Below are 21,517 nucleotides of genomic sequence, written 5' to 3'. Positions count from 1 at the left end.
GGCTTCAAAACAGTTCAAGCAAGCTCTGCACGCGTCCACTATTCGGTTACGAAACAACAACCTTCGCAACCCCAAAACTTCATACAGAACCACCACAACTAAATATTGTGTCACCACGCACACGCAAGTAACACACAGACCACCACCACACCCGACAGCAGCGATGCGAAGGGTTGTGGCGGAGTGAAAGAGTTACGGCGGTCATAGCGTAGGGGAAACGCCCGGTCCCATCCCGAACCCGGAAGCTAAGCCCTACAGCGCCGATGGTACTGCAACCGGGAGGTTGTGGGAGAGTAGGACGCCGCCGGACACAACCACACAAAGTGAGGCCCCGCAGCCCCCAAACCCCCAACAGGGTTCGGAGAGGCGCGGGGCCTTTCTCATGCCCAAAAACAATCCCCGGCCGCCACCCACACAGCCAGTCAGCGGTCAGCCCACCGTGGCGGCCGGCGAGCGGGCGGCAGCGGTGGCTGGCTGCCACCGCAGCGCGACAGCCATGCCACCAGCAGCCCACCGACGCGGGCCCCAGGAACCAGCAGCGCACCGTCTCCTTGAACGCCAACGGCCCGCCACCTCCCCCGTGGGAAGTGGCGGGCCGTTATGGTCTCTGGCCCAAGCCAGCCGCGTTTAGCCTTTCAACGCCACCCTTAGCCGAAGTGCTTGGCCAGCGTGCCGGTGTTTGCCTGGCTCAGCTCGTCCACCGTGACGGTGAACAGGTCCTGGAACTCCAGTGCGTCAGCCTCGGCGTCCACGATGCCCACGCGCACGGCGGGGTAGCCGCGCACGCCGGCCATGGCCACAAAGCGCTCCTCCTCGGAACGCGGGAGCGAGACCAACGCACGCCCCTGCGACTCGGAGAACAGCGCCGTGAACGCGTCCACGCCATCGCGCGCAAGCAGCGGGCCAAGGTTCACTCGGGCGCCAACACCGTGGCGCAGCACCATCTCCGTCAAAGCGGCAGCCAGGCCGCCCTCGGAAAGGTCGTGAGCGGCGTCGAACATGCCGTCCCGGGAACCGGAGACCAGCAGCTGACCCAGCAGCTTCTCGCCGTCCAGGTCCACCTTGGGCGGCAGGCCGCCCAGGTGCCCGCGAACGTTGGCGAACTCGGAGCCATCCAGCTCGTCGCTGGTGGTGCCAAGCAGGTAGATGGCCTGGCCGTCGTGCTCGGCGCGCCAGCCGGACGGCGTGCGGCGGGCCACGTCGTCGAAGCGGCCAAGCACGCCCACCACGGGGGTGGGGTGGATGGCCGTGGTGCCGGTCTGGTTGTAGAGGGACACGTTGCCGCCGGTGACCGGGACCTGCAGTGCAAGGCACGCGTCGGAGAGCCCGTCGATGGCCTGCACAAACTGCCACATAACCTCCGGGTCCTCCGGGGAGCCGAAGTTGAGGCAGTCGGTCACGGCCATCGGCACGGCGCCGGTGGTGGCGACGTTGCGGTAGGACTCGGCCAGGGCCAGCTGTGCGCCGGCGTAGGGATCAAGGTAGGCGTAGCGGCCGTTGGCGTCCGTTGCGAGACCCACGCCCATGCCAGTGGCCTCGTCCACGCGAACCACGCCCGCGTCGTCGGGCATCGCCAGGGCAGTGTTGCCGCCCACGTAGCGGTCGTACTGGTTGGTGATCCAGGACTTGTCGCACAGATTGGGGGAGGCCATCAGCTCCAGCAGCGCCGCCCGCAGCTCCAGCCCAGTCTCCGGGAGGGAGGCGCCAGCGGTGGAGGAGCGGAAGGTGTCCGCCTGCAGGGCGTCCTGACGTGCGGGGCGCTGCTGCGGGCGATCATAGGTGGGGCCGTCGTGAGCCACGGTGCGCGGATCCACGTCCACGATGGTCTCGCCGTCCCAGGTGATGATGAGGCGGCCGGTATCGGTGACCTCTCCCAGCCAGGAGTACTCCACGTCCCACTTGGCCATGACGGCCTCGAAGGCGGCGGCCTTCTCCGGCGTCACCACGGCCATCATGCGCTCCTGGGACTCCGACATCAGGATCTCTCCCGGGGTCAGGGTCGGGTCGCGCAACAGCACAGAGGTGAGCTCCACCTGCATGCCGCCCTCGCCATTGGAGGCCAGCTCGCTCGTGGCGCAAGAGATGCCGGCGGCGCCCAGGTCCTGGATGCCCTCCACCAGCTCGCCCTTGAACAGCTCAAGGCAGCACTCAATCAGCACCTTCTCCGCGAACGGATCTCCCACCTGCACGGCGGGGCGCTTGGAGGGCTTGGTGTCATCAAAGGACTCGGACGCAAGGACGGACGCGCCGCCGATGCCGTCGCCGCCCGTGCGGGCCCCGAAGAGCACCACGCGGTTGCCCACGCCAGAGGCGTTGGCCAGGCGCAGGTCCTCGTGGCGCAGCACGCCAACGGCCAGCGCGTTGACCAGGGGGTTGGCCTGGTAGATGGGGTCAAAGACCGTCTCGCCGCCAATGTTGGGCAGGCCAAGCGAGTTGCCGTAGCCGCCAATTCCGGAGACGATGCCGTGCACCAGGCGGGCGGTATCCGGGTGATCAATGGCGCCAAAACGCAGCGGATCCATGACCGCCACCGGGCGGGCGCCCATGGAGATGATGTCGCGGACAATGCCGCCAATGCCGGTCGCGGCGCCCTGGTAGGGCTCCACGAACGAGGGGTGGTTGTGGGACTCGACCTTGAAGGTCACGGCCCAGCCATCGCCCAGATCGGTGACGCCGGCGTTCTCGCCGATGCCCACCATCATGTCCTTCTTCATCTGCTCATCCAGCTTGGCGCCGAACTTCTTCAGGTGAATCTTGGAGGACTTGTAGGAGCAGTGCTCGCTCCACATGACGGAGTACATGGCCAGCTCCGCGGCGGAGGGGCGGCGCCCCAGCAGCTTCACGATGTCCTGGTACTCGTCCTGCTTCAGGCCAAGCTCAGCCCAGGGCTGCTCCTCGTGGGGAGTGGCGGCGGCGTTGGCCACGGTGTCGATGTTGAACTTCGGTGCGCTCACTTGCCGGCCTCCAGGAGGTGCTTGATGACGGAGGTGAAGAAGGTGATGCCGTCGCGGCCCGTGTGGTCGGGGCCAAAGCCCAGTTCCACGGCGTGCTCCGGGTGCGGCATGAGGCCCACCACGTTGCCTGCCTCGTTGGAGATGCCGGCGATGTCGCGGCGGGAACCGTTGGGGTTGTCCCCCTCATAGCGGAAGACCACGCGCTGCTCCGCCTCCAGCATGTCCAGGGTCTTCTCGTCAGCGATGTACTGACCGTCCTGGTTCTTCAGCGGCACGGTGATGAGCTGGTCCTGCTCATACAGCCCGGTCCAGCGCGTGTTCACGTTCTCCACCTTGAGCTGCTGATCGCGGCAGATGAAGTGCAGGTGATCGTTTTTGATCATGGAACCGGGCAGCAGGTGCGACTCGGTCAGGATCTGGAAGCCGTTGCAAATGCCGAGCACGGGCAGCTTGGCGTCCGAGTTGGCGGCGTCGATGATCTTGGACATCATCGGCGCAAAGCGGGAGATGGCCCCGGCGCGCAGGTAGTCGCCGTAGGAGAATCCGCCGGGGATGATCACGGCGTCCACGTCCTGCAGGTCCGTGTCGGCGTGCCACAGCGGCACCACGGTAGCGCCGGCCAGGCGGGCGGCGCGGGCGGCGTCGCGGTCATCCAGCGTGCCGGGGAAGGTCACCACGCCGATCTTGATGCCGCTGTCCGGGAACGTGGGGATGGTGGTGTCCACCAGGAACGGGAATTCGGTGGTGCGCGGCATGACCTACTCCGCGTCGTCGACCACGGTGACCGCGACGACGTCCTCAATGACCGGGTTGGAGAGCAGCGTGGCAGCGGCCTCGCGGGCCTGGGCCAGGATCTCTTCCGTGACCTCACCATCCACGCTCAGCTCAAAGCGCTTGCCCTGGCGCACGCCGGCAAAGGCGGTGAAACCGAGGCGGGGCAGGGAGCCGACAATGGCCTTGCCCTGCGGGTCGAGGATCTCGGGTTTGGGCATGACGTCGACGACGATCCGGGGCATCCGGGTTCTCCTGGGTACGCGTAGGAATGGGCGCTCGTCTCACACCGTGCCGTCTCACGCCGGTGGGCGCTCCGCGAGCTTGCCCTCAGAGTCTATCGGGCCTGGGCCTCAGCACGAACCCGGGTGGTGAGGGTCTCACCCGCCACGAGCACCCGGGGATCTGCGAGGCGGCCGGGTTGGGGAGAAAAGCTCAAACCAGTGCCCGACGCCGTGGGGTCGACTCTGGCGCGCAACCGGCCTACCTTGAGGGATGACGAGAGAACGCGGCGCGCGCACGCGCCGCCTCCCAGCGGCGCCCCGGCGGCCCCGAGTGCGCTGGAAGGTTCGTGAGGCTTGGCAGGTGCGTGAGCCCCGCCAGTTTCGGCAGGCCCTGCGGCTCAGGGTGGCGCGCCCGTTCTGCGCGTTCGCGCTCGCATTCCTTGTTCTGTTGGTGGCGGCCTGCAGTGGCCCGCCTGCCGCTGATTCCTCAGGTGCTGCGTCTACCTCAGCCATCGCGGCTCCCACGCAGGAGCCGTCCGGCAGCCCGTCCACCGGCAGCCCGTCCGCTGGCGGCTCGGAAGGCCAGGGCGAAGGCGACACGAGCGACCCGCCTGGTGAGGCGGACCCGTCGGGGACCGGGGAGGCAAGCAACACAGACCCGTCCGAGGCGCCTGAGCCCGCCCCACCCACCGCCACGGGCACCCCGGACATCAGCCTGCGCGTGGTCGTTGATCCGTTTGGCCCGAGGAATCCGGAGGCCAAGGAGGCCCGCTCCACCGCTCGGCTGGTCTGCCGCGGGACGCAGCCCCTGGCGGGTTCCGATGTGCCGGACCCAGTCGCCGCGTGCGCCTATGCGTTGCATCCCCGGGGGCTCATGGCGACACCGCCCAAGCCCCCGCCCAGGACCCCTGCCAGGGGGCAACGCTGCACCGAGATCTACGGTGGAGACTCCGTGGCCACCGTCTCCGGGACCGTCCAGGGCAAGCACGTGACCCGGCGCTACACGCTGCGTAATGGGTGCGAGATGAGCCAATGGGAGGCGGCCTCCTCCCTGGTGGGAGACGCGGGGGACCCGCACGCGATGGAGTAGAACCCGCCCGCGCCGCCCCTCGGGACGGCCCTCGAGGACCGGTACACCCACAGAAGGACCGGTATACCCACAGAAGGGCCGCGCCTGAGCACGGTTCCAGGGCCTTCATGACGCCATGGCCAAGCGGATCTCGGCGCGAGCGCATACTGTGGACATATGTCCACCCAGCATCAGCCCCACCACAAGCCCAGGCCCGCGGTCTGGTTCCTGCTCGCGCTCGGAGCGGGTGCGGCGACGGGTGCCGCATGGCTCGTGGCGCGCACACGCCGGGATCGGCTCGTTGCCGAGGCCGGCGAAGTGCTCCACCCTGTAGCCACCCCGGTCACGCCCTTGCCGGACACCGACGGTCATGTCGCAGGCAACGACGACGCGGCCTCGGTCACCTCGCACACGCGCACCGCGGAGCCCGCACCCTCTGACCCCACCCCCGCGGACCCCGCAGCGTCCACTGACGACCGCCCGTGACCCTGGCGTCTGACGCCCGGTGCCCTTGCGGCACGGGCGAGTCCTTTGGCGCGTGCTGTGCCCGCTACCTGGGGGCAAACGCGGCGGCCGCTCCCACCGCGGAGGCCCTCATGCGCAGCCGCTACTCCGCCTTTGCCGTGGGGGATGCCGCGTCGCTGCTGCGCACGTGGCACCACTCCACCAGGCCGGCCCACCTTGAGCTAGACGCCCAGACGCGTTGGCTGCACCTCTCCATCGATGATGTGGTGCCCGGCGGCCCCTTTGATCACAGCGGGATCGTGGAGTTCACCGCCACCTACCGCGGCCCAGGCGGGCGCGGGAGCCAGCACGAACGCAGCCGCTTTGTGCGCCAGGACGGCGCGTGGTTCTACGTCGACGGAGACGTGGACTAAGCCCCCTTCAGCCCAAGGCGTGGGTCTCCAGCGGCTCCTCCACGGCGCAGTCACCCACGCGACGCACGCGCAGTGCCACTGCTCCGTCACGTTCGGTGACCACCCGCACCAGTTCGCCGTCCACCCAGAGGGCCGCCGCGCCGTCGTCCAGCGCAAGGGTGTCCGGAAGCTGGCCGGAACCCACCCACTCCATCAGCTTTTTGCGCCGAGTGGGCTCGCCCAGATAGTGCGGGCAGGCGCCGCCGGGGAGGAAACCCAGGCCGTCGTTCAGGGGCGCCAGCGGGCCATAGGAGTCGGTGGAGCTGGCCTCGAACCAGCAGTTCATGCCGGCGGAGATCCCAGCGAGCACCGTGCCGGCCGCCGCCTGCTCCAGGATGGGCACCAGGCCGTGCAGGCGCCACAGGGCAAGCAGGTTGGCCGTGGAGCCGCCGCCCACATAGATCAGGTCCTGCTCCAGCAGCATGTGGGGGTCGGTGTAGCCGTAGGGGCCCATGTTGAAGAGCGAGAGCACGCTGGTCTGCGCGCGGCTGGCCGGGAAGGCCGCCTCAAAGCGCTCCGTGGCGCTGGCCGCATCGCCGCTGGCGGTGGGGATGAAGCACACGCGCGGCCGCGTGGTCGCCGTGAGCTCCAGGGCCAGGTCGTCAATGAGCGAGGATCCGTCCGCAGACATGAGGAATCCGCCGCCGCCAAGGGTCAGAAGGGTGCCGTCCATGCCCCAACGCTACGCGGTGCGGTCCGCATCCTGGGGTCCCGAGGCATCTGACCCGGCGTCCTTGGGCCCCACGAGCTGCGGGTGCCGCACGCCGGGGTGGCCGGCGGGGATAGTGCGGAAGAGCACCCACCCGGACACGGCCAGGCACACCACAATGAGCGGGTACGTCAGCGCCACCTGGGCAATGCCCAGCGCGGTGGTCTGCCCGGCCAGGTAGAGCGGGACAAAGACGGCGATCCGGACCAGGTACTGCAGCACCCACACCCACGACGCGCGCGAGTACGCCCGCAGCAACACCGGGTCCTTGCGCCACGTGGCCTTGGTCCCGATCACGGCCCCGAGCACCACGCCAAGCAGCGGCCACCGCAGCGCGATGGACGCGGCCCACGCCAGCGCGCTCGCCGCGTTGGAGAGCAGGCGCAACAGGAAAAAGTCCGCCGCGTTCCCGGTGCGTCCGGCAATCAGAGCGGACACCACCACGAGCAAAAGTCCCAGCACGACGGCGCGGGGTTTGTCTCCGCGCGCAAGGCCAAGTACTGCGACCACCACCGCCGCGGCGACGGCTGCGCCGCAACCCCACCAGAGGCTCTCGTTGCTGAGCAACCAGCCCAGGAGGAACGCGACGGGAGGGACTGAGGCCTCCAGTGCCGCCCGCTTGCCGCCCAGTAGCTGAGAGAGCGATTCGGCGGGGGGAGAGGTCATGGTCTTAGTCTTCCACGGCGTCCTGGTGGTCCCCGAACTGGGGGTCCCAGCGAGCGGGGAGTGGCAGATTTCCCACGCCGGCGGAGCGAACCTCGGTGAGGCCATGCCAAGCGGCGGCCTGGCTGAGGAGCCGCTGAGCGACGTCGGGCGTGTGTTTGGGGGCGGAAGGTTCCTGCCAAGCCGCCTGAACCAAGAGCGCGGCCCCGGCGCGATCCGCCTTGAGGTCAATGCGCCCCGCCATGCGCCCGCCGACCATGAGCGGCAGGCAGTAATAGCCGTATTGGCGCTTCTCCTTGGGCGTGTAGATCTCGATCCGGTAGTGGAAGTGAAAGAGCCGCTCGGCGCGCGGCCGGAACCAGACCAGCGGGTCAAAGGGGGTCAGCAGTGCGTCCGGTGCCAGCCGCGAGGGGATGTGCGCGTCGCGGTGCACCCAGGCGCGCTCGGGTTGGCCGGCCTTGGTCTTCCAGCCCTCCACTGCGGCCGGGATCAGCACGCCCTCCTGCTCCAGCTGGTCAATTGCGGCCTGCGCCGGCCCGCGCTTGAGCCGGTGGTAGTCCGCCAGATCCGGCGCGGTGCCCACGCCCAGGCGCAGCGCGGCCTTTTCCACCAGCCGCACGTGCGCCTCGTGGGCAGGGGCGGTCCCGAGCGCGTGCTCCGGCAGGAACTGCTCCGCCAGGGCGTAGCGGCGCTGGAAGCCCACGCGTTCGGCGCTGACCACCTCGCCCGTGCCAAAGAGGTGTTCCACCGCGCGCTTGGTCTGGCTCCAATCCCACCAGGTGCCGCGCCCGCCGCGCGGTTCGCGCTCCAGGTCCCCGGAACTCATGGGGCCCTCCGCCGCCAGGCGCTGGCGGACGTAGGTGATCTCAGCGGCCAGGCCCTCCGTGAGGCCCTGGAGCTCCGCCCGCTGGCGAAACTGCTCCATGCGCCAGCCAAAGAGCGGGCGGTCCGCCACCGGAATCAGCGCGGCCTCGTGTGCCCAGTACTCGGTGAACTCGCCGCTGCGCCACAGATGCGCGTCCAGACGCTCCCGGTCATAGCCGCCGTGGCGGGAAAACATGGGGAGGTAGTGGCTGCGGGCAAAGACATTCACCGAGTCCAGTTGGAGCACGTGCAGCGCATCCAGCGCACCATCAAAGGGCCGGCGCACCTTGGTGCGTTGGCTGGCGCTAAACCCCTGCGCCGCGAGTGCCGCGCGGCGGGCCTGGTTGGCGCTGAGTTCCATGGCGGCGGGGGAGTTCCCCTGCCCGACGGCGTGTGGCTGGCTCACCCTGGCAGGCTACAGCGCGGGGGCGACGGCTCGCTCGGTGATCGCGCGGACGCGGCTGCCGCCCCCGGGAGAGATCAGTGCACGGCCACCGGCAGGGCCAGGTCCCGCGCCCAATCGCGGGCGGCCGCCAGGGCGGTGGCGGCCTCCGTGGGGGCGCTCTCGAGGCGGATCTGGCTCACCACGGTGGCGCCGCAGTAGTCAAAAATCCCGTGGGCAATCTGCGTCCGCATGGCCTCGGCATATCCGTGCCGTTCGTACGTGGCGTCATCGGTGGCGGCCAGCTCTACCAGGTGCACGCGAAGGTCGCCGAGCAGCTTCTGGTGGCCGTGCACGCCGGGCTGCTCCGCGTACGCCCAGCCGTTGCCAAAGACCCGGTCAATCCAGCCCTTGAGTTGGCCGGGCATGGACCACCAGAACACGGGATAGACCAAGACCAGGTCGCCGTGGCGATCCACCCTGGCCTGTTCTGCCCCGATGGAGGCAGGCGGCGTGCTGCCGGCCCGGTAGGCGGCCAGGTCTGCCGTGGAAAAGCGCGGGTCGAATCCTTCGGCATGCAAGTCCGCGCGCTCCACGTCGATGGAGCGTTGGGTCAGCGAGGTGGCGATGGTGCCGGCCGTCTGCGCGGTGAGGGACTCGGGGTCCGGGTGGCTGTGAATCACGAGGACTGACATGGTGCTCCTTCGGTGGAGGCTACTTTCCGTAACTTACTTAACGTAACTTACGATAAGTAGCCTCCGCAAGGGCTAGGCTCAAAGCATGGAAACGAGCGGCGTAGAAACGGATCCGGGCAGGGAGATGGGCGCGCCCGAGCGCAAGCGCCTCTCCCGCGCAGAACGTGGCGAGCAGATGCTTCACCACGCCCGCGAAATCCTCCGGCACCAGGGCAGCGACGCGCTCACCCTGGCTCGGGTCGCAGAGACGGCTGGGGTCACCAAGCCCATTGCCTACGACCACTTCGGGACCCGCGGCGGACTCCTGCTTCGCCTCTATGAGCAGTACGAGGAAGAGCAATGCTCGGTGCTGGAGCGCTTCATTGCCCAGCACCAGCCCCACGGCGCCGGCGCGGGCCACGAAGCAGCCCGCCTGGCCGCCGGGCAGCTGGCCCAGAGCTACATCTCCTGCGCGTTGACGCAGGGGCGCGAACTCCCCGGCGTCGCGGCGGCGCTGGATGGGGATCCGAACCTGCGCGAGCGCCGTCGGGAGATTGACGCGCGCTACACCGAACTGGTGGTGGCGCTCCTGGGCCCCCACACGCCGTCGGGCGCTATGGATCCCTCCCTCCTTGAAGGCATCCTTGGCGCGGCCCGCGCCGTCTCTGATGGCGCGGTCTCCGGTCGCGTCAGCGAGGCGGAGGCCACGGCCGCGCTGACCACCCTGGTGGCCGGCTCGCTGGGGGTCGGCGTCCGCTGACGCGCCAGTCGCGACCCGCTGACACGGCGGCCGCGCCTGCCCGCTAACGATCCAGCGTGATGGTGCGCAAATCCAGGCGCCGCAGCACCCGGTCCACGGCCTCCGGGTCCATGCCCTTGGTCTTGCGGGCGGCCATTACCTCGCGCCGGGCGGCGTCCAGGGCCTCGCGCTGCACGGCATCCATGGCCTCCAGCACGTCCTTGAGGTGGAGCATCTTCTCGGGGTCGTCCTGGTAATCCGCCTCCAGGATGGTGTGCAGCGAGGAGAGCCGGCGTTCCAGGGCGTCACGGCGCTTCTGCGGCAGTTTGGTGGCGGCCTCGGAGTTGCGGATGGTCTCGATGGCGACCTGCTCGGCGCGACGGGCCAGCTTGCGTTCCTGGCGCACCTCCTCCGGATCATGCACCGCGAGTTTGAGCGAACGCATGAGCGTGGGCAGCGTCAGCCCCGGCAGTACCAGCGTGGTCAGCAGCAGCACGCCGGCCGCGGCGGTGACTATGAAGTTGCGATCCGGGAAGGGGTCCCCGGCGGCCGTGGTGAGGGGCAGGGCCAGTGCCAGGGCAAGAGTCGCCAGGCCGCGCATGCCGCACCACGTCAGCACCAACACGTCCTTGAGGGAGCCTGGGGTGCGGGCCTTGGATTCGGTGCCGCCAATCCTGTAGATGATCCAGAACCAGATCAGCCGCACCACCACCACGGTTAGACACACGGCAATCACGCCGGGCACAAAGCGCAGAATGTCGCGGCCCTCGTCCTGGAGCACGTAGCGCATCTCCATGCCCACCAGGCCAAAGGCGGCGCCCGTGATGAGCAACTCGGTGACGCTCCAGAAGGACTGACGGGTGAGGCGTTCCTGCGAGTCCTGCGGGCGTGCGCGCCGGCCCATTTCCAACGCGGTGACGACCACGGCGACCACGCCGGAGAAGTGGAATTCCTCGCTGAGGATATAGACGGCGTACGGCGCCACGATGGTGACGGCGGAGCGGGCCACCATGTTGGGGACAAAGCGGTTCAGGGCGCCCACGACCCACGCCATGAGGAAGCCGAGCACCACCGCGCCGGCCGCGCTGATGAGGAACTGGCCCACCAGGGCGATGGTGATGCCGGTTCCGGCCACGGTCGCGTGCACGGCGACGGTGAAGATGACGATCGCGATGGCGTCGTTAAAGAGCCCCTCGGTTTGCAGCAGGGCCAGCAGTCGGCGCGGCATATTCACCTTGCCGGCCACGGCCTCCACCGCGACGGGGTCCGGTGGGGCGGAGAGGGCGCCAAGCGCCAGGGCGCCGGTGAAGCTCAGCGTGGGAACCAGCCAATTGGCGATTCCTGCCACGGCAAACGCGGTGACGGCCACGAGCAGCACGGCGAGCAGGATCAGGGACTTCCAGCGCACGCGAAAAACGGACCAGCTGGAGCGCTGGGCCGCGGCAAAGAGCAAGGGAGGCAGGAAAATGGGCAGAATAAGCTCTGGCTCAATGTGAATCTCTGGCAGGCCGGGCACCAAAGCCAGGGCCGCAGAAAAGAGCAACATCAGCACGGGATAGGGCAATCTGAGCCGCTCGCCCACCCCGACCATCAGCACCGTTCCGAAGAGCAGCGCGATGAGTAGGACCATGAATTCCATAACTGCGACCCCTGTTCCTCGCGTTCTCGCAGTCTTTCACGGACTGCGAGCGTTAGCGCACAGGTGTCTTCTACCGCACAGGTGTCTTGGCCGAGCAGGTCACCGTCTTGCCCACCTCGCTGGTGGCGGTGGCCAGCACCTTCCCATCGGAGAGCACAATGCGACAGCTCGCGGTGCCATCCACCTCGCCGGTGGCCACCACCTCCGCCAACTCACCGTCCGTCACGGACTCCTTGGTTGACCACTGCCCGGTGCCCGGCGCGTGTGCGTCCGGCGTGGTCTGCACCGTGCCGGCATCCACGCGCACCGGCTTCTTGCCCGGCTCCTGCGAGTGCATATATGACACGCCCTGCATGCGCGGGGAGGAGGCGCCCACCACGGTCACCTCATACGTCAGCTCCCACGCCTGCTGCGGCTTGGCCTCGGAACATCCGGCCAGGGCCAGCGCCGCCGGGGCGGCAACGGCCAGGGTCAAAGCGAGCGGGCGGTGGGGTGCACGACGGCGCATGGTGGCCTTTCGGAGGCATCGGACGGTGTTCGCGGGGGGACGCCGCCCGGCAGGCGGCGCGGTGCGTCCCAACAACGGTACCCGCGCTTCCTCACGGCGCCGGTTCAGGGTTAGCGTGGTCACACCGGGGGGCATTGGATTCCGCACCACCAGGGCTCAGGGAGCCAGAGGAAGGACACCGCCATGTCGCTGCATCAGGACGTGCTCACCGCGCTGGAACGGGAGGCGCCGGGTCTGGCCCAGACCGACGCCGAGCTGATCGCCACGCACCTCACCGACCGCTCCGGCTACCCGGCCAGCGGCGTCCCGGCGGCCGTGGTGCACCCCACCAGCACCGCGCAGATTCAGGCGGTCTGCCGTGCGGTCTCCGGCGCCGGGGGCTCCATCGTGGTGCGGGGCGCCGGCTCCGGTGTGGCCGGCGGCGCCACCGCCGGTGAGGATCAGGTGGTGCTCTGCCTTGAACACCTCAACGCCATCCTGGAGGTCTCTGCCCAGGACCTGACCGCGCGCGTGCAGCCCGGCATCCTCAACGGCGCGCTCAACCAGATGCTGGCGCAGCAGGGGTTGTGGTGGCCGCCGGATCCCGCCTCCAAGGACATCTCCTCGGTGGGAGGCAATATCGCCACCAACGCCGGTGGGCTGCTCTGCGCCAAGTATGGGGTCACCAGGGAGTCAGTCCTGGCGCTGGACGTGGTCCTGGCGGACGGCTCTCTGGTGCGCATGGGCCACAACACCGTGAAGGGTGTGACCGGCTACGACCTCACGGCCCTCATGGTGGGCTCCGAGGGGACGTTGGGCGTCATCGCGGAGGCCACGTTGAAGCTGCGCCCGGCCCGCACGGCCGCGGAGGTCACGCTGTCTGCTGTGTTCGACGACGTGGGCGCGGCAGTGCGCGCGGCGCAGGCCGTGGTGGCCTCCGGGCTACAACCGGCCATCATGGAGCTGATGGACGAGCCGACCATCCGCTACGTCGTGGATTACCTGGGAGTGGATCCCACGGACGGGGGAGGTGCGTATCTGCTGATCCAGACCGACGGCGCGGGGGCGTCTGAGGAGGCGCATGCGCTCGCGGATCTCCTTGCCCCCGGCGCGCGCAGCGTCGCCCGCGCGGCCACGCATGAGCAGGCGGAGGGGATGCTGGCGTTCCGCCGCGCCTGCTTTCCGGCCTTTGAGCGTGCAGGCAGCACGCTGGTGGAGGACATCGCAGTGCCGCGCTCAAAGATGGCGCAGGCCTTCGCCCGGATCCGCGAGATCGAAGCGAAGTTTGGCGTGGAGGTCCCCACAGCTGCGCACGCGGGGGACGGGAATCTGCACCCCATCTTCATCATCCCGTTCGGCGATCAGATCCCGCAGAACGTCTGGGACGCCGCCTCGGAAATCTTCGGGGTGGCCCTTGAACTGGGCGGAACGCTGACTGGCGAGCACGGCGTGGGCGTGCTCAAGAAGCGCTGGCTGGGGGATGAGCTGGGAGGGGTGCAAATGGCGCTGCAGTCCCGCGTGCGTTCCGCCTTTGACCCCGAGCGGGTGCTCAATCCGGGCAAGGTGCTGGACTAGGGGCCGCGAGTGGGGCACCCAACCCGGCTACGCGGCGTCGGGCGCTGGCAGTAAGGCCGACTCCCGCAAGGCCTGCAGCAGCCGCGCGCGCAACGCGGCGGCCTCCTCGGCAAAGCCGCGCTGCGCCGCGACATACTCTGCCTTGCCCTGCGGATCCTCGATGCGGATGGGGGAGTAGCCCCACTCGCTCAGGTCGTAGGGCGAGGCCTGCATGTCCATGGTGCGCACGCGCCAGGAGAGCTCAAAGGCGTCCGTCACCAGCTCCGAGCTGACCGCGGGCAGCAGCTTGTAACCCCACTTGTAGAGGTCCATGTTGGCGTGCAGGCAGCCGGGCTGCTCCAGCTTGCGCTGGGTCTGCCGGGTGGGCTGAAGCTGGTTCAGCGGCGCCGCCTCCGGGGCGTAAAAGCGGAACGCGTCAAAGTGCGTGCATCGGATCTGGTGCTGCTCCACCACCGCGTCCGTCCCGGCCCCGCCCAGGCGCAGGGGAAGGTACTCGTGGCGCACGCCGTGCAGATCCGAGCGGTACGCCATGGCCCACTCGTGCAGGCCAAAGCAGGAGAAGTTGCCGGGGCGAGAGGCCGTCCCGACCAGGATCGCGGAGGCAAAGGCGATCATGGAATCCCGGTCCCGGGCAAAGGCCTCCAGGTCCACGCAGACGCCCGGCGTGCCCGCCCCGTCGGCGTCCTGAATCACCTGGTAATGCTTCCACCCCTGCCGCTGGTCCACGGCGGCCCGGCCCAGCAGCACCACTCCGGCTCCCGGGTGCCAGCGTTCCAACTGGCCCGGGGCAAGCGAGTAGTACGTAAAGAGAAAATCGTGCACCGGGTGCGCCTGTTGCGAGGAACGCCGGGCCCGGTACGGCTCCGAGTAGACGGAGACCCGCTCGCGGTGCGCGGCCTCCGCGGCGCGCCACTGGGGCTCGCTGAGGAGGGTCACATCTGGGGTGGGCATGCGTCCATGATCCCACGGCGGGCCGGGGGCGCCCACCTGGGCGGGCGCCCGCCCGGCTCAGGCCGGATCACGCCGGGCGGTGCGCCACCAGCGTGAACGTCAGCGGCACGGACTGCGCGTAGGCCTGGGGCAGCACGTAGTCCCCATTGGGCAGCTTGCTCATGGTGGGGATCAGCTCCCAGGGAAGCTCCTTGCCCTCGTCAAAGTGCTCCAGCTTGAGCCCGGCGGCCAGGATGGCCTGCAGGATCTCCGAGACGGGGTGCGGCCACGAGTAGGTAGTGGCGTGTTCAACCACCTGGCTGCCATCGCCAACATAGGTGGTGGAATCCTGCCAGCGCTCCGCCTGACTCCCGGCAAAGTAGTGGAAGCGCGGGGTGAGCGGCTCCGGGGCGTCCGGGTCAAAGACCAGCGCAAACGGGTGGCCATCGCGAATCATGAACGTCCCACCCGGGCGCAGCAGGGCAAAGATTTCCCGGGCCCAGGCAAAGAGATCCGGCAGCCAGCCGATGGTCCCGATGGAGGTATACACCACGTCCGCCGGCCCCACCCCGGCGGCCTTCACCGCCTCAGCTGCGCCATACACGTTTGACTCAACGAACGTCGCGTCCGCCCCGGTGCGGTGGGCCAGCCCGCGCGCCGCCTCCAGCGCGGAGGCGGAGAAATCCACGCCGGTCACGCGCGCGCCCGACCGCGCAAGGGAGACGGTGTCGGAGCCGATGTGGCACTGCAGATGCACCAGCGACTGCCCACGCAGCGGCCCGGCAAAGCGCTCCAAGACGGGCACATCCTGGGTCACCACGGTGGAGCGATGCTGCGGATCGTCAAAGGCCTCCAGCCCATATTGCTCCAGGTGAATCGGCACGCGATCCTCCCAGTTCGCCAAGTTGGCGGCAAAGGCATCCGCGTGGCTGACGTTCTCGTAACGAAATTCCTCGGTCATCACCCCATCGTGCCCCGGCGGGGGCGGGCGCGCCAGGGTTCAAAAAAAGTGCCCGACGCCGCGTGGCAGGGTTTCGCGAAAAACCCCGCCACACGGCGTCGGGCACCTCAGTGCTTGCCTGGAACTACTCGCCGGCCACCGTGTGGCCCGTGGCGTCCGCCAACGCGCGCTTGATGGTCTCGGCATCCAGGACGCCGTCCTCGATCGCGAGCTCCAGCAGCGAACGCTTCTCCAACAACGCGCGGTGCATCAGCTCAGCGGACTTGGCGTAACCCAGCAGCGGGGAGAGCGCGGTGACCACGGAAACGGACTCGGCCACGCGGCGGGCCAGCACGTCCTCATTGGCGGTAATGCCCACCACGCACTTGGTCTCCAGGGTGGCGCAGGCGTTGGTCAGGGACTCCACCGCGTCAAAGAGGACGTCCGCCATGACCGGCTCAAAGGCATTGAGCTGCAGCTGACCCGCCTCCACCGCGAAGGCCACGGTGTTGTCCGCGCCAACAATGCGGAACGCCACCTGATTCACCACCTCAGGGATCACCGGATTGACCTTGCCCGGCATGATGGAGGAACCGGCCTGGACCGCGGGAAGGTTGATCTCGCAGAAGCCCGCCTGGGGGCCGGAGGAGAGCAAGCGCAGGTCGTTGCAGATCTTGGAGAGCTTCACGGCGGCGCGCTTGAGACCGCCGGAAATCAGCACAAACACGCCGGTATCGCTCGTGGCCTCGATGAGGTTGGGGGCGCCGATGATGTGGATGTTGGTGATCTCCGCGAGGGCCTCAAGGACGGCCGGGCGGTACTCGCGCGGGGCGGTGATTCCGGTGCCGATCGCCGTGGCACCCAGGTTCAGCTCCAGCAGATTCGGGGACATGGTCTCCAACAGGATGGAGTCCTCCGCGAGGGTGTCCGCGAACGCGCCAAACTCCTGGCCAAGCGTCATGGGCACCGCGTCCTGGAGCTGCGTGCGGCCAATCTTGGTGATGGTCGCGAACTCCCGCGCCTTCTCCTGGAACGCCTTCTGCAGCGACACATGTGCGGTGATCAGCGGCTCCATGGAACGGAACAGGGCCAGCTTGAGCGCGGACGGGTACACGTCATTGGTGCTCTGGCAGCGGTTCACGTGATCGATGGGATCCACGCGCAGCGCCGGGTCTGCCAGGATCTGATCCGCCCGGTGCGCAATGACCTCGTTGGCGTTCATGTTCGTGGAGGTGCCGGCGCCGCCCTGCACGCGGTCCACCACAAAGTGCTCATCCCAGCGGCCGTCCATGACCTCAATCGCGGCGGCCTCGATGGCCTGCGCGCGGGCGTCATCCAGCAGGCCCAGCTGATTATTGGCGCGGGCAGCGGCGAGCTTCACGGCGCCAAGGGCCCAGACCAGGTGGCGGATCCCGCCGATCTGACGGCCCGTGATGGGGAAGTTCTCCACCGCGCGCAGGGTGCTAATGCCCCACAGCACATCGGAGGGAACCTCGCGGCTGCCCAGGCTGTCGGTCTCGATACGGGTGCCCTCAGTGGCGGGTGCGGTCATCGACTTCTCCTCGAGATGTCGTGGAAAGGGAGCCGCCCGCGTGTTCACGGAGGGGCGGTGCGTCGTCTGTGGCGCGAGCGACGCCGGGGTCTCCGGCACGCCAGCTCAAGCCTAGCCCGACGCCGCTCGCTTGGCTTGGGCGCGCGTGGGAGGATGTGGCGACCGGGTGTCTGCCCGGACCCCTTTTCTTTAGGAGCCTGCTTTGGTGGACCTCATCATGGCGATGGTTGGACTGTTGCTGATCGCGATGGCGTTTGTGGTCATCCTGATCCCGCGCATCACCACGGCCGGCTGGGCTCACGGCAACATGCTGCGCCTCTTCGTGATGATCGGCTGGGCCATGGCGCTCATCGCCGCCGTGCTGCTGGAATGGAAGACGGAGTGGGGTTTCTGGGCCATCATCGGCGTGGCCGTGCTGGTCTGGGCCGTGGCGGTTGGATCTCGCATGATGACGGTGCGCCAAAAGGCCGCAGAGCATGACGCGACGCGGGGCAAGCGCCGCTAGAGGTGGTGCGGCGCGGCGCCGCGCACCTGCACCCGCCGCTCACCTGCACCCGCCCGCCGGGGGTGAGGCAACGACGTCGAGCGCTTCAGCGCCCGGCCTGACCAACGTGCCCGGAGCTACCGCCCGGTGCCGCCGTACACGGTGGCCTGCTCTTCGGTGTCCAGCCCAAAGGCCTTGTGCACCGCTTCAACGGCCGTGGCCAGGCGATCAGCGTGCGTGACGATGGAGATCCGGATCTCCGAGGTGGAGATCATGTCCACGTTGATGCCCGCCTGGTGCAGCGCCTCAAAGAAGGTGTGGGAGACGCCGGGGTTGGAGCGCATGCCGGCGCCCACCAGGGAGAGCTTGCCGATCTGCTCGTCGTACTCAATGTCGGCGAAGCCGATGGAGCCCTGCGCGGCACGCAGCGCGGCCAGGGCGTCCTTGCCCTCCACGATGGGGACCGTGAAGGAGATGTCCGTCTGGCCGGATCCGGCCGTGGAGACGTTTTGCACAATCATGTCGATGTTGGCGTTGGCGCCGGCGATGACCCCAAAGATCTCTGCGGCCTTGCCCGGGATATCGGGGACACCGACCACGGTGACCTTGGCCTCGGAGAGGTCATGCGCGACCCCGGCGACGATGGGCTGTTCCAAGGGTTCACCTTCCTGGAGATGGATCTTGTCGTCGGGGCTAGGAATGATCCAGGTCCCCTCGTGATGGCTAAAGGAGCTGCGCACGTGCAGGGGCACGCCAAAGCGGCGGGCGTACTCCACACAACGCAGGTGCAAAATCTTGGCCCCGGACGCGGCCAGTTCCAGCATCTCCTCTGAGGAGACGCGATCCAGTTTGTGTGCGGAGGGGACCACGCGCGGGTCGGCGGAGTAGATGCCGTCCACGTCCGTGTAGATCTCGCACACATCGGCGTTGAGGGCGGCGGCGAGGGCCACCGCTGTGGTGTCGGAGCCGCCGCGGCCCATGGTGGTGATGTTGTTGGAGTCCTTGGACATGCCCTGGAAGCCGGCCACGATCGCGATCATGCCGCGGTCAATGGCGCGGCGAACACGGGACGGGGAGACCTCAACGATGCGCGCGCGGCCGTGCAGCGCGTCGGTGATCATGCCGGCCTGGGAGCCGGTAAAGGAAACCGCGGTGCCACCCTGCGCGTCAATGGCCATGGCCAGCAGCGCCATGGAGATGCGCTCGCCGGAGGAGAGGAGCATGTCCATCTCGCGGGCGGGCGCCTCCGGCGTCACCTGGGAGGCAAGGTCTAGCAGGTCATCCGTGGTGTCTCCCATGGCGGAGACCACCACCACCACGTCATCGCCGGCCCGTTTGGTCTCCAGCACGCGTGTGGCCACGCGGTTGATGCCCTCGGCGTTGGACACCGATGACCCGCCAAACTTCTGGACAATGAGGCTCATGGACTCGCTACTCCGCTGGGTTTGAGGAATGGCCGGGATGAACAGCACACAGAAGGAACTCTGCGCATCCCGCCGCCCTTGAGTTTAGGACGGGCCGCGGAGAGTTCCCTGGTCTGTGACGCTGGGTGGACGCGCGGGCACTTGGCCTTCAGGCCCGGTGCGCCCCGGCTACACCACCCGGAACGTCTCTAGCACCACCATCGTGGAGTCGCTGAGCTGCGGCGTGTGGCCCAGTTCGGTGGCCAGCTCGGCGGAGGTCCAGAAGCGCTCATGCCCCGCCCTCCACTCGGCCACCGATGTGTAGCCTTCGCCCTCGGCGATGGCGTGTTCCAGCGGGACCTGGCCCAGCGGCACCACCAGCACCTGTGTGGTCTCGATGGCGGCCACGCGGCGACCCTCGGAGTCAATCACCGCCTCCAGCCGGGCGGCCTGCGGCAGCTCCTCGCCAGGCACCTGGTACTGCTCAAACAGGCTCGCGGTGGTGGTCTTGGAACCGTCAAGGATGGCGGCGACCAGCTGGTCTCGCAGCGGTCCGGGGAAGGCAAACTCTGACACCGGGAGCGTCGCCAGCTCCGCCTCAGTCATGGTCATGGATCAGCCCTCGCGGCGGGAGTAGGTCAGCAGGGCGTTGCCCTTGGACGTGATGGTGGAGTCCACCAGCGTCAGCCGGGTCTGTGGGTCTTGGTCCTGGAACAGGTGCCGTCCCGTGCCGGCGATGACCGGGTGGATCATGAGCTGGAGTTCATCCAACAGCCCGGCAAAGAACACGCTGCGCACAATGTTGATCCCGCCCACGACCGCGATGTTGCCTTGTTCTCCGTTGTTCTTGAGCTCGCGCAGGTAGGTGGCCAGGTCCCCCTGAATCAGGGTGGAGTTGTTCCATTCCAGCGGCCCGGACAGGGTCGTGGAGGCCACGTGCTTGCGGATCGGGTTGATGAACGCACCAAAGTCATCCGGCTCGTCCTTGCCCGGCCAGTAGCTTGACCATGCTGTGTAGCCCACACGGCCCAGCACCGCATCGGTTGTGGACCCCACAAACGCGCCCAGCCCGGCGCCAAGTTCCGCGTCAAAGGAATCATGCTGGAAGGTGTCCGGTGCCTCCGCGACGCCGTCCACGGACATGAAGAGGCCGGCGGTGATTTTGCGGCTCATGAGGGTGCCTTTCGAGCAAAAGTGAATCCTGGGGCAAAGCAGAGGCAGAGCGCCCGACGGCGCTGTGTGGGCTTGCGCCCTCAGCGCTGGGTCGGAGGGTCCTAGCGTAGGCGCCCCGTGTGGTGGGAGCGAGGGGGCCGGGAAAGTCGCAGGGGAGAGGGCCTGTTGGGCCGAGTCTGAGGCGCTCGTGTGTGGCACCTGTCGGAAGTGTTGAGGTTTCCTCTCCGCGACCTCAAAGTTGGGATACGAAGCTGTGGCGGGACCCCATACGTCGGCGTGCCGCGATGCTTTGGTCCATAACGTGAAGGCGTGACTTACAGCCAGCGCCGAGCCCTCCTTTCCTGTGCAGCACTCACCCTCACGGGGGTGATGCTGGCAGGTTGTGCGCCCTCTGATGCTGGGAGCAGGGCGCTCACTGCGCAGCCCCGTGCCGTGTCGCCGAGTGCCAGCAGCCAGCCAAGCGATGTGCCGGCGCCGACCGGCACGGGATCTGCCTCCACGGTTCCCAGTAAGGCGCCGACCGAGGGCCCGACCTCCGGTAGCGGCACGCCGTCCGGGACTGGCACCGACGCGACACCTGACGGCTCCGCCTCCGGTTCGCCATCGACGTCGAGCAAGCCAGGAGCGTCCAACAAGCCGGCCCCGTCCGGCAAGTCCTCCCCGTCGCAGACGGAGGGCTCAGGCAAGCAGTCGCCGAGCACCAAGCCCGGCCAGCCGCTGCCAGCGGGCAGCGTGAACTGCGCCAAGGTCAAGTGCGTGGCCCTCACCTTCGACGACGGGCCCGGCCCGTACACCCAGCAGGTGCTGAACACGCTGGAGTCGGCCGGCGCACGCGCCACCTTCTTTCTGGTGGGCACGCAGGTGAAGGCGCACCCCGGCCTGGTGAAGGCGCAGGTCAAGGCCGGCATGGAGCTGGGCAACCACTCCTGGGACCACCCCAATCTGGAGGGTCTGAGCATGGCCCAGGTGCGGCGCGAATTCTCCCGCGTGGACCAGGAAGTGAAGTCCCTGACCGGCGTCACGCCGCGGTTCGTGCGCCCGCCGGAGGGCGCCCTGACCAAGGCGCAGAAGAACACGCTGCACCGCCCGCTGGCGTACTGGGGAGTGGACACCCTGGATTGGAAGACGCGCAACAAACAGGCCACCATCAAGGCGGCCTCCCAGGCCAAGGCCGGCGACATTGTCCTGATGCATGACATCCACCCGCAGAGCGCCGCGGCGGTGCCGCAGATCGTCAAGAATCTGCAGGCCAAGGGCATTCACCTGGTGACGATCTCTGAGCTCATTGGCTCGCACCCCAAGGACGGTGTGGGTTACGGCTGGGGCAAGCGCCCGTAGTCCGGTGTCAGCGCGGGCGACACTAGCTAT

The 21,517-nt window shown here is 68.3% G+C and carries 22 protein-coding genes and 1 rRNA gene; 8 read left to right on the top strand and 15 right to left on the bottom strand.

What is annotated here, in order from left to right; genetic code table 11:
- Positions 1–193 precede the first annotated feature (193 nt).
- Positions 194–310, top strand: a 5S ribosomal RNA gene (gene rrf, locus DWQ67_RS11205).
- Between the two features lie 337 nt (positions 311–647).
- On the opposite strand, the gene purL is transcribed toward rrf, so the two are convergent.
- From purL to purS, 3 genes are read right to left on the bottom strand one after another with little or no spacing between them, the layout of a single operon-like run.
- Positions 648–2,954, bottom strand: coding sequence for a phosphoribosylformylglycinamidine synthase subunit PurL (gene purL, locus DWQ67_RS11200; protein WP_121485687.1), 2,307 nt, complete (start codon positions 2,952–2,954; stop codon positions 648–650).
- Positions 2,951–3,709: a phosphoribosylformylglycinamidine synthase subunit PurQ gene (gene purQ, locus DWQ67_RS11195; RefSeq protein WP_121485686.1), complete on the bottom strand. Its 759-nt coding sequence runs from the start codon at positions 3,707–3,709 to the stop codon at positions 2,951–2,953. The genes purL and purQ overlap by 4 nt, the downstream gene beginning before the upstream one ends.
- A 3-nt stretch (positions 3,710–3,712) precedes the next feature.
- A complete protein-coding gene (gene purS / locus DWQ67_RS11190; protein WP_121485685.1) occupies positions 3,713–3,970 on the bottom strand; it encodes a phosphoribosylformylglycinamidine synthase subunit PurS in 258 nt (85 codons plus the stop codon).
- 340 nt (positions 3,971–4,310) lie between these two features.
- On the opposite strand from purS, the gene DWQ67_RS11185 reads away from it, so the two are divergent.
- From DWQ67_RS11185 to DWQ67_RS11175, 3 genes are all read left to right on the top strand, one after another.
- Entirely contained in the window at positions 4,311–5,039 is a 729-nt protein-coding gene (locus DWQ67_RS11185) for a hypothetical protein (protein WP_121485684.1), read from the top strand.
- A 156-nt stretch (positions 5,040–5,195) separates the two neighbouring features.
- Positions 5,196–5,504, top strand: coding sequence for a hypothetical protein (locus tag DWQ67_RS11180; protein ID WP_121485683.1), 309 nt, complete (start codon positions 5,196–5,198; stop codon positions 5,502–5,504).
- The gene (locus tag DWQ67_RS11175; protein WP_121485682.1) at positions 5,501–5,896 is read left to right on the top strand and encodes a YchJ family protein; all 396 of its coding nucleotides are present in this window, start codon (positions 5,501–5,503) and stop codon (positions 5,894–5,896) included. The genes DWQ67_RS11180 and DWQ67_RS11175 overlap by 4 nt, the downstream gene beginning before the upstream one ends.
- Before the next feature lie 7 nt (positions 5,897–5,903).
- Here DWQ67_RS11175 and DWQ67_RS11170 read toward each other — a convergent pair whose 3' ends face one another.
- The 4 genes from DWQ67_RS11170 to DWQ67_RS11155 form a co-directional block, all read right to left on the bottom strand.
- On the bottom strand, positions 5,904–6,608 hold the full coding sequence (locus DWQ67_RS11170; protein ID WP_121485681.1) for a Type 1 glutamine amidotransferase-like domain-containing protein: 705 nt from the start codon (positions 6,606–6,608) through the stop codon (positions 5,904–5,906).
- A gap of 9 nt (positions 6,609–6,617) precedes the next feature.
- Positions 6,618–7,310, bottom strand: a complete 693-nt coding sequence (locus DWQ67_RS11165) for a DUF3159 domain-containing protein (protein ID WP_121485680.1) — start codon at positions 7,308–7,310, stop codon at positions 6,618–6,620.
- Positions 7,311–7,314: 4 nt separating this feature from the next.
- Positions 7,315–8,577, bottom strand: coding sequence for a winged helix-turn-helix domain-containing protein (locus DWQ67_RS11160; RefSeq protein ID WP_233556062.1), 1,263 nt, complete (start codon positions 8,575–8,577; stop codon positions 7,315–7,317).
- A 74-nt stretch (positions 8,578–8,651) separates the two neighbouring features.
- On the bottom strand, positions 8,652–9,248 hold the full coding sequence (locus DWQ67_RS11155; RefSeq protein WP_121485678.1) for an NAD(P)H-dependent oxidoreductase: 597 nt from the start codon (positions 9,246–9,248) through the stop codon (positions 8,652–8,654).
- 85 nt (positions 9,249–9,333) lie between these two features.
- On the opposite strand from DWQ67_RS11155, the gene DWQ67_RS11150 reads away from it, so the two are divergent.
- Entirely contained in the window at positions 9,334–9,987 is a 654-nt protein-coding gene (locus tag DWQ67_RS11150; protein ID WP_121485677.1) for a TetR/AcrR family transcriptional regulator, read from the top strand.
- A 43-nt stretch (positions 9,988–10,030) separates the two neighbouring features.
- Here DWQ67_RS11150 and DWQ67_RS11145 read toward each other — a convergent pair whose 3' ends face one another.
- Complete coding sequence (locus DWQ67_RS11145; protein WP_121485676.1) at positions 10,031–11,605, bottom strand: Na+/H+ antiporter; 1,575 nt, start codon at positions 11,603–11,605, stop codon at positions 10,031–10,033.
- Between the two features lie 70 nt (positions 11,606–11,675).
- On the bottom strand, positions 11,676–12,113 hold the full coding sequence (locus DWQ67_RS11140) for a hypothetical protein (protein ID WP_121485675.1): 438 nt from the start codon (positions 12,111–12,113) through the stop codon (positions 11,676–11,678).
- 183 nt (positions 12,114–12,296) lie between these two features.
- Here DWQ67_RS11140 and DWQ67_RS11135 point away from each other — a divergent pair, with 183 nt between their 5' ends.
- Positions 12,297–13,667 (top strand): FAD-binding oxidoreductase, encoded by a 1,371-nt coding sequence (locus DWQ67_RS11135; RefSeq protein WP_121485674.1) that lies wholly within the window; start codon positions 12,297–12,299, stop codon positions 13,665–13,667.
- A 27-nt stretch (positions 13,668–13,694) separates the two neighbouring features.
- Here the strand turns inward: DWQ67_RS11135 and DWQ67_RS11130 are convergent, their stop codons facing one another.
- The 3 genes from DWQ67_RS11130 to DWQ67_RS11120 all read right to left on the bottom strand — a co-directional run bounded on the left by DWQ67_RS11130 (position 13,695) and on the right by DWQ67_RS11120 (position 17,089).
- The gene (locus DWQ67_RS11130; protein WP_121485673.1) at positions 13,695–14,618 is read right to left on the bottom strand and encodes a 3-methyladenine DNA glycosylase; all 924 of its coding nucleotides are present in this window, start codon (positions 14,616–14,618) and stop codon (positions 13,695–13,697) included.
- Positions 14,619–14,685: 67 nt separating this feature from the next.
- Positions 14,686–15,558 (bottom strand): class I SAM-dependent methyltransferase, encoded by an 873-nt coding sequence (locus DWQ67_RS11125; RefSeq protein ID WP_121485672.1) that lies wholly within the window; start codon positions 15,556–15,558, stop codon positions 14,686–14,688.
- Positions 15,559–15,682: 124 nt separating this feature from the next.
- Entirely contained in the window at positions 15,683–17,089 is a 1,407-nt protein-coding gene (locus DWQ67_RS11120; protein ID WP_121485671.1) for an aspartate ammonia-lyase, read from the bottom strand.
- A gap of 205 nt (positions 17,090–17,294) precedes the next feature.
- Between DWQ67_RS11120 and DWQ67_RS11115 the strand changes: the two genes are divergently transcribed.
- Complete coding sequence (locus tag DWQ67_RS11115) at positions 17,295–17,594, top strand: hypothetical protein (RefSeq protein ID WP_147433684.1); 300 nt, start codon at positions 17,295–17,297, stop codon at positions 17,592–17,594.
- 116 nt (positions 17,595–17,710) lie between these two features.
- On the opposite strand, the gene DWQ67_RS11110 is transcribed toward DWQ67_RS11115, so the two are convergent.
- The 3 genes from DWQ67_RS11110 to DWQ67_RS11100 all read right to left on the bottom strand — a co-directional run bounded on the left by DWQ67_RS11110 (position 17,711) and on the right by DWQ67_RS11100 (position 20,149).
- Positions 17,711–18,997, bottom strand: a complete 1,287-nt coding sequence (locus DWQ67_RS11110) for an aspartate kinase (protein ID WP_121485708.1) — start codon at positions 18,995–18,997, stop codon at positions 17,711–17,713.
- 168 nt (positions 18,998–19,165) lie between these two features.
- The gene (locus tag DWQ67_RS11105) at positions 19,166–19,588 is read right to left on the bottom strand and encodes an ASCH domain-containing protein (RefSeq protein WP_233556061.1); all 423 of its coding nucleotides are present in this window, start codon (positions 19,586–19,588) and stop codon (positions 19,166–19,168) included.
- A 3-nt stretch (positions 19,589–19,591) separates the two neighbouring features.
- Positions 19,592–20,149, bottom strand: coding sequence for a dihydrofolate reductase family protein (locus DWQ67_RS11100; protein WP_121485669.1), 558 nt, complete (start codon positions 20,147–20,149; stop codon positions 19,592–19,594).
- Between the two features lie 432 nt (positions 20,150–20,581).
- On the opposite strand from DWQ67_RS11100, the gene DWQ67_RS11095 reads away from it, so the two are divergent.
- On the top strand, positions 20,582–21,487 hold the full coding sequence (locus DWQ67_RS11095; RefSeq protein WP_147433683.1) for a polysaccharide deacetylase family protein: 906 nt from the start codon (positions 20,582–20,584) through the stop codon (positions 21,485–21,487).
- The last annotated feature ends 30 nt before the right edge of the window (positions 21,488–21,517 follow it).

It is taken from the genome of Galactobacter caseinivorans (assembly GCF_003640665.1).
GTDB lineage: Bacteria > Actinomycetota > Actinomycetes > Actinomycetales > Micrococcaceae > Galactobacter > Galactobacter caseinivorans.
The sequence above is the reverse complement of the archived record's forward strand: the minus strand, read 5'-3'. Positions and strand labels throughout refer to the sequence as shown.

Bases quoted from the DNA above. Each gene is read 5' to 3' on its own strand.
- DWQ67_RS11150 (WP_121485677.1), top strand. From the start codon at position 9,334: ATGGAAACGAGCGGCGTAGAAACGGATCCGGGCAGGGAGATGGGCGCG.
- DWQ67_RS11140 (WP_121485675.1), bottom strand. From the start codon at position 12,113: ATGCGCCGTCGTGCACCCCACCGCCCGCTCGCTTTGACCCTGGCCGTT.
- DWQ67_RS11145 (WP_121485676.1), bottom strand. From the start codon at position 11,605: ATGGAATTCATGGTCCTACTCATCGCGCTGCTCTTCGGAACGGTGCTG.
- DWQ67_RS11110 (WP_121485708.1), bottom strand. From the start codon at position 18,997: ATGAGCCTCATTGTCCAGAAGTTTGGCGGGTCATCGGTGTCCAACGCC.
- DWQ67_RS11130 (WP_121485673.1), bottom strand. From the start codon at position 14,618: ATGCCCACCCCAGATGTGACCCTCCTCAGCGAGCCCCAGTGGCGCGCC.
- DWQ67_RS11180 (WP_121485683.1), top strand. From the start codon at position 5,196: ATGTCCACCCAGCATCAGCCCCACCACAAGCCCAGGCCCGCGGTCTGG.
- DWQ67_RS11135 (WP_121485674.1), top strand. From the start codon at position 12,297: ATGTCGCTGCATCAGGACGTGCTCACCGCGCTGGAACGGGAGGCGCCG.
- DWQ67_RS11120 (WP_121485671.1), bottom strand. From the start codon at position 17,089: ATGACCGCACCCGCCACTGAGGGCACCCGTATCGAGACCGACAGCCTG.
- DWQ67_RS11170 (WP_121485681.1), bottom strand. From the start codon at position 6,608: ATGGACGGCACCCTTCTGACCCTTGGCGGCGGCGGATTCCTCATGTCT.
- purS (WP_121485685.1), bottom strand. From the start codon at position 3,970: ATGCCCCGGATCGTCGTCGACGTCATGCCCAAACCCGAGATCCTCGAC.
- DWQ67_RS11125 (WP_121485672.1), bottom strand. From the start codon at position 15,558: ATGACCGAGGAATTTCGTTACGAGAACGTCAGCCACGCGGATGCCTTT.
- DWQ67_RS11105 (WP_233556061.1), bottom strand. From the start codon at position 19,588: ATGACCATGACTGAGGCGGAGCTGGCGACGCTCCCGGTGTCAGAGTTT.
- DWQ67_RS11165 (WP_121485680.1), bottom strand. From the start codon at position 7,310: ATGACCTCTCCCCCCGCCGAATCGCTCTCTCAGCTACTGGGCGGCAAG.
- purQ (WP_121485686.1), bottom strand. From the start codon at position 3,709: ATGCCGCGCACCACCGAATTCCCGTTCCTGGTGGACACCACCATCCCC.
- DWQ67_RS11155 (WP_121485678.1), bottom strand. From the start codon at position 9,248: ATGTCAGTCCTCGTGATTCACAGCCACCCGGACCCCGAGTCCCTCACC.
- DWQ67_RS11100 (WP_121485669.1), bottom strand. From the start codon at position 20,149: ATGAGCCGCAAAATCACCGCCGGCCTCTTCATGTCCGTGGACGGCGTC.